The sequence below is a fragment of the Nocardioides sp. P5_C9_2 genome (assembly GCF_054049555.1).
Genome location: NZ_JBFUMD010000305.1, coordinates 1 through 4,866 on the forward strand (window position 1 = coordinate 1; position 4,866 = coordinate 4,866).

The 4,866-nt window shown below is 68.1% G+C and carries 5 protein-coding genes; 4 read left to right on the top strand and 1 reads right to left on the bottom strand.

The genetic code is table 11. The annotated features are described in order from the left end of the window. From ACXJKL_RS14595 to ACXJKL_RS14605, 3 genes are all read left to right on the top strand, one after another. On the top strand, positions 1–1,044 hold a 1,044-nt coding region (locus ACXJKL_RS14595; RefSeq protein ID WP_457207769.1), incomplete at its 5' end, for a nucleotidyltransferase family protein. A gap of 84 nt (positions 1,045–1,128) precedes the next feature. Continuing rightward, complete coding sequence (locus ACXJKL_RS14600) at positions 1,129–1,857, top strand: hypothetical protein (RefSeq protein WP_457207770.1); 729 nt, start codon at positions 1,129–1,131, stop codon at positions 1,855–1,857. Beyond that, complete coding sequence (locus tag ACXJKL_RS14605; RefSeq protein WP_457207771.1) at positions 1,854–2,141, top strand: hypothetical protein; 288 nt, start codon at positions 1,854–1,856, stop codon at positions 2,139–2,141. The genes ACXJKL_RS14600 and ACXJKL_RS14605 overlap by 4 nt, the downstream gene beginning before the upstream one ends. Before the next feature lie 22 nt (positions 2,142–2,163). Here ACXJKL_RS14605 and ACXJKL_RS14610 read toward each other — a convergent pair whose 3' ends face one another. Then, the gene (locus ACXJKL_RS14610; RefSeq protein WP_457207772.1) at positions 2,164–3,711 is read right to left on the bottom strand and encodes a hypothetical protein; all 1,548 of its coding nucleotides are present in this window, start codon (positions 3,709–3,711) and stop codon (positions 2,164–2,166) included. 245 nt (positions 3,712–3,956) lie between these two features. Between ACXJKL_RS14610 and ACXJKL_RS14615 the strand changes: the two genes are divergently transcribed. Further along, the coding region (locus tag ACXJKL_RS14615; RefSeq protein WP_457207773.1) for a YveK family protein at positions 3,957–4,866 on the top strand (910 nt) is incomplete at its 3' end.

Consider the following 4,866-nt stretch of genomic DNA (forward strand, 5'->3'; position numbering starts at 1 on the left):
TTCCTCGCAAGCGCCCGGCAGCACCACGTCATGGCATTCCGAGCGCACCACGTCGACCGGCTCGACCTCTCCGATGACCTTGCGGCGGACCTGCGAGCCGCCCGCATGCAGCTCGACGCGAGTGTCCGACTCGTCAGCGCAGAGCTGGCTACAGCGCTGACGACCCTGGACAGAGTCGGCGTACGGGCACTCTCGATTAAGGGACTGGCGCTAGCAACGCAGGCTCATGGGCGCCCGGAGGCGCGCGGCGTCGGTGACCTGGACCTGCTGGTCGCTCCGCGCGACTTGACGGCCGCGTATGCAGCCCTGCTCCGCGCCGGTTGGCGTCCTGACGAAGCGCACCCGCAGCCCGGGCCGTCCTGGTCGTGGCGACACCTGACGCGAACCGGGTACGAGTTGACCCTCGTGTCTGGCACCAGCACCATCGATCTGCACTGGCACCTGTCCCCTATGAAGAGCACCTGTCCGGACTTCGAGGAACTCTGGGCCTCTCGTGACGTGATCGACATCGACGGGCGACCCGTGCCGACCTTGTCCGGCTACGAAGCCCTGGTTCACTCGGCGGCGCACTCGGCCAAAGACCAGTGGCGCTGGCTGCGCAGCCTGCTCGACGTGCACCTCCTTGCGGCCGACCCCCAGACTTGGCGTCCCTCCCGGCCGTTCAGGCACGACGAGCTGGTCACGCTGGGGCTCGCTGCTCGTCTCTTCGGGGTACCTCCAGGATCCCCAGCGGTCGTAACAGACGCGAGGCGCATAGCCGAGCCCTACTGGCACCGCGTCCTTGAGCTACATATCGCCACGGAGGACACGCACGTCTCACCAGGCACGCCGGGAACCTCGTTCGTACGAAGCCTCAGGGCAGCGTGGCGGACCGAGGCTGCGGTCGTCGAGGTGCCGCGAGTGGTGTCACGTTCGCTGCTGCCACCGTGGCTGACCGTGGACGAGCACTCGTCCTATGGCGCAGTGGCCGTCCCGCGAGTGCTCACCCGACGGGTCATGAGCATGGGCAGACGATTGCTCGGCCGTCTGGCTGATGGCCCGTGAGCGCCACTCTCGTAGGGTGTCCGCGTGCCGCAGCCCATGGATGAGCCGACGACTCGACTGATGGTCAGGGGCATCGGCGTCGACGTGGCCCTCGTCGTCACCGGCAAGAAACTCGTCCGCGCTGTCGAGGACGCATGGCGCGATGCCTTGTCCTCTTCGGACGCTCCCGCCACACCCAGCCTGACCGTTGCAGTCGGGCCATCGGGCGCCGCTGACGTCGCGGGAGCCACCATTCACGAGGTTCTCCACTACCTCTCCCCCGCGGTCACGACACGGATGATCGAGCAGCGGGCCGGTGAGTTGGTCATGCTGCACGCGGCAGCCCTGGCGAATCCTGCGACCGGTGCCAGTGCCGTCCTGGTAGCACCGTCCGGGACGGGTAAGACGACCGCAGCATCGACGCTCGGCAGGAGCCTGGCCTACGTCACGGACGAGACAGCGGCGATCACTCCCTCTGGTGTTGTGCTGCCGTACCGCAAGCCGCTCTCCGTCATCGAGACCGGCTCCCTCAAGGCGCAGCGGGCGCCCAGCGATCTGGGGATGCTGACGACTGATCTGGAGTGCCACCTCGGCGCGATCCTGCTCCTCGACCGACAGGTCGACCACGTGGGTTCCCCGCACTCGACCACCCTCGAGATGGTGGACGCCCTGGCGGCACTCACCCCGGAGAACTCCTACCTGGCACGGCTCGATCGGCCCTTGCACCGACTCGCGGAGCTCATCCAGATCGCAGGAGGGGTCCACCGCGTCACCTACCGCGAGTCGGCGGACCTGGCTCCCCTCGTCGCGGACCTCCTGGGAGCCTCGCGGTGAGGGTCCGACGAGGCGACCTGGTCGACGTCTTCGTCGCCGACGGACGAGCCGCGGTATTCGTGGCAGGTCAGGTGGTCGTGCTCTCCGAGATGGCCACCGTCATCCTCGAGGCCACCCCAACCGTCGGTAGCACGACGCTCGAACAGCTCACGGCGACCGTTGTGGCTGAGTTCGGACCACCCGAACCGCCGGATCAAGCCCGGGGCCTGATCCTCGATCACGTCGAGGATCTGACGTCCCACGCCATCCTCGAGTGGGACCCCGCCGCAGGACGCCCTGCCTGATGGGCCAGATCGCAACCAGGCGTCAGAAGCCAGCGCTCGCCTTCACGACCTGAGTAGTGTCCGAATAGATGGTCACACCCACGGTGCCGCCCGAGTTCGTGTCGTTGACCATGTCCGACTTGATCGACAGGACCTGGTTCGGACCGAGCGACATGCCCTCGAGCTTGGCCGTGAGCTCAGGAATGCTGGAGACAGTCCATGCCGTGGCGCCGCTTACGACGGTGAAGCGGGTGACTGGGTTCTGACCGTTACCCGCGTTGGCGAGCGTGAACTTAGCGTTGATCTTGGTGAGGGTCTGGGAGCCGTTGGTGAGCTTGAAGTTCCAGATCACGTGCTTCACCGAGGACTGCACCGAGTCGTTGTCCTTGAATGCGGAGCTTTCAGAGATGACTGCGGTCGGGGCGACGTAGGCGAGCGTGATGGGGACAGAGGCGGCGCCGGAGGTAGCCCACGTGAACGCAACCGTGGAGACAACCGCTGGGGAAGTCGGGTTGCCGGTCAGCGTCACAACGGGGTTGAACGGCAGGGCAGTGCTCGCCGCCGCGGTGCCGGAGTAGGCGTAGGTGGCGGTGGTGCCCTGCACCAGCGTCCAACCGGCCGGAGCGGCGATCGACTCGATTGTGCCTGTGTTCACGGACACCGTTGCCCTCACTCCGGACACTTCCCGGGGGCCCGGCGTGAGGGTCGACTTGAGCGTCAAGACACGGCCATCCCGCGCGCTGCCGGTGGAGCCGGCGGTCGCGATCGGGGTGTCGTAGGCGAGCGGGATGTCGACCGAGGCGGTGCCGCCGGAGGTCCCCCAACCGAACGTGACCTTCGGGGTGACCGTCGAGGCCGGGTTGCCGGCCAGTGTCACCACGGGGTCGAAGGAGACGGCGGCGTTCGCCGACACGTTCGTGGCGCGGGTGAGCTTGTTGACGGTGCCAGACACGAGGGTCCAGCCGTTCGGGGCAGCGATCGACTGGATGGTGCCGGTGTCCACGGTCACTGTCGCAGTCACGGCCGACAGGGCCTTGGCACCGGCAGTGAGCGTGGACTTGAGGTTGAGGATCTTGTCGCTCCGCGTGCTGCCGTTGTTGGCCGCGGCAGCGGTCGTCGCAACGTAGTCGAGCGGGATGTCGACCGAGGCGTTGCCGGTCATCGCCCAGGCGAACGCAACCGTCGCGGTCACGGTCGAGGTCGGGTTGCCGACCAGCGTCACCACGGGGTCGAAGGACAGTGCGGTGCTTGCCGGCGCAGCGCCGTCGTAGGTGAACGTGGCGGTGCTGCCCTGCAGCCCGCTCCGGGACCATCCGGTCGGTACGGTGATGGACCCGATCGTGTCCTTGCTGACCGTGACGGTCGCGATCAATGAGCTCAGCTGCTGCGTCTTGGTCGTCAGGACCGACTTGAGGGTGAGGACACCGTCGTCACGCGTGCTGCCGGAGGTGCTGGCGGTGGCGTCGGGAGTCGGGACGGGAGACGTCGCAAACGCCGGAGCCGCGACGGCAATGGACACGGCCGGCGCCGTCCAAGCGGCGGTGCGCAGGACGGTGCGGCGAGTGGGCTGGAGGCGCGGCTGCGTGCTCATGAAGAGGTCCCTCGTGGGTCATGTGACGACGTGGCAGGTGGTCCCGAGGACTGGAGTCAAGCGCCCAAATTGGGTATGAAAGCCGCCCGTGGACGGTCCGTACACGGACGGTTCCCACCTGTGCACGCGGCGTAGATTTCCGGTCTGGTCCAGTAACGGAAGGGTTGAAGCGCCTCGCGTGGCGCGGCCTCACACCTAGAATCGCCGCGGGCGATCGCCCGCTCTCCGACCWCAGGGACGACTCGATGGAACTGGCCGACTACCTGCGCATCCTGCGCAACCACWGGCTCGCCGTGACGGCGATGGTGATCGTGGCTGCCGCGGCTGCGTTCGGCTGGAGCAGCCTCCAGTCGGAGGTCTACGCCGCCAGCTCGTCGGGCTTCGTCACGTCTGGCGTTGGCGGCGACCCCGGCCTCGACAACCTCAACGACACCCTGTCCAAGTCACGCGCGGCGTCGTACGTCGTGCTCGCGAAGGACCGCGAGACTGCCTCGATCGTCATCGACGACCTCGGTCTCGACGCGGCGCCCGAGACGCTGGTGGGCAACATCGACGCGGCTCAGACGCCCGAGACGGTCATCATCCAGATCACCGCGCGCGCCGGAACGCCCGAGGACGCGCAGGAGCTCGCCGATGCCTGGGTGGGCGCGCTCGCCCAGCGCGTCTCCGACATCGAGTCGGCCAAGGGCAAGCAGGGGATGCGGATCGAGGTCTCCGAGTCGGCGCAGCTGCCCACCAGCCCGGTATCCCCCAACGTCGAGCGCAACGTGCTGCTCGGCGCGGTCCTCGGCGCCCTCCTCGGTGCCGGTTATGCCGTCGCCCGCACCCTCCTCGACCGGCGGCTGCGCTCGACCGAGGACGTCGAGCGCGCCTCCAAGCTCGCCGTCGTCGGCTCGGTCCCCGACCTGGGCAAGCACGACGCGCTCTTCGTCACCGGTGGGGGGAAGGGCACCTCGGCCCACGCCGCCGAGGCGATCCGCCGGCTGCGGACCAACCTGTCCTACATGGACGTCGACAACCCACCGCGCGCCATCGTCGTCACCAGCCCCAAGCAGGGCGACGGCAAGTCGACGCTGGCCGCCAACCTCGCCGCCGCCATCGCCCTGTCCGGCCAAGGCGTCACCCTCGTCGACTGCGACCTGCGCCGTCCCAACG

Bases quoted from the DNA above. Each gene is read 5' to 3' on its own strand.
- ACXJKL_RS14610 (WP_457207772.1), bottom strand. From the start codon at position 3,711: ATGAGCACGCAGCCGCGCCTCCAGCCCACTCGCCGCACCGTCCTGCGC.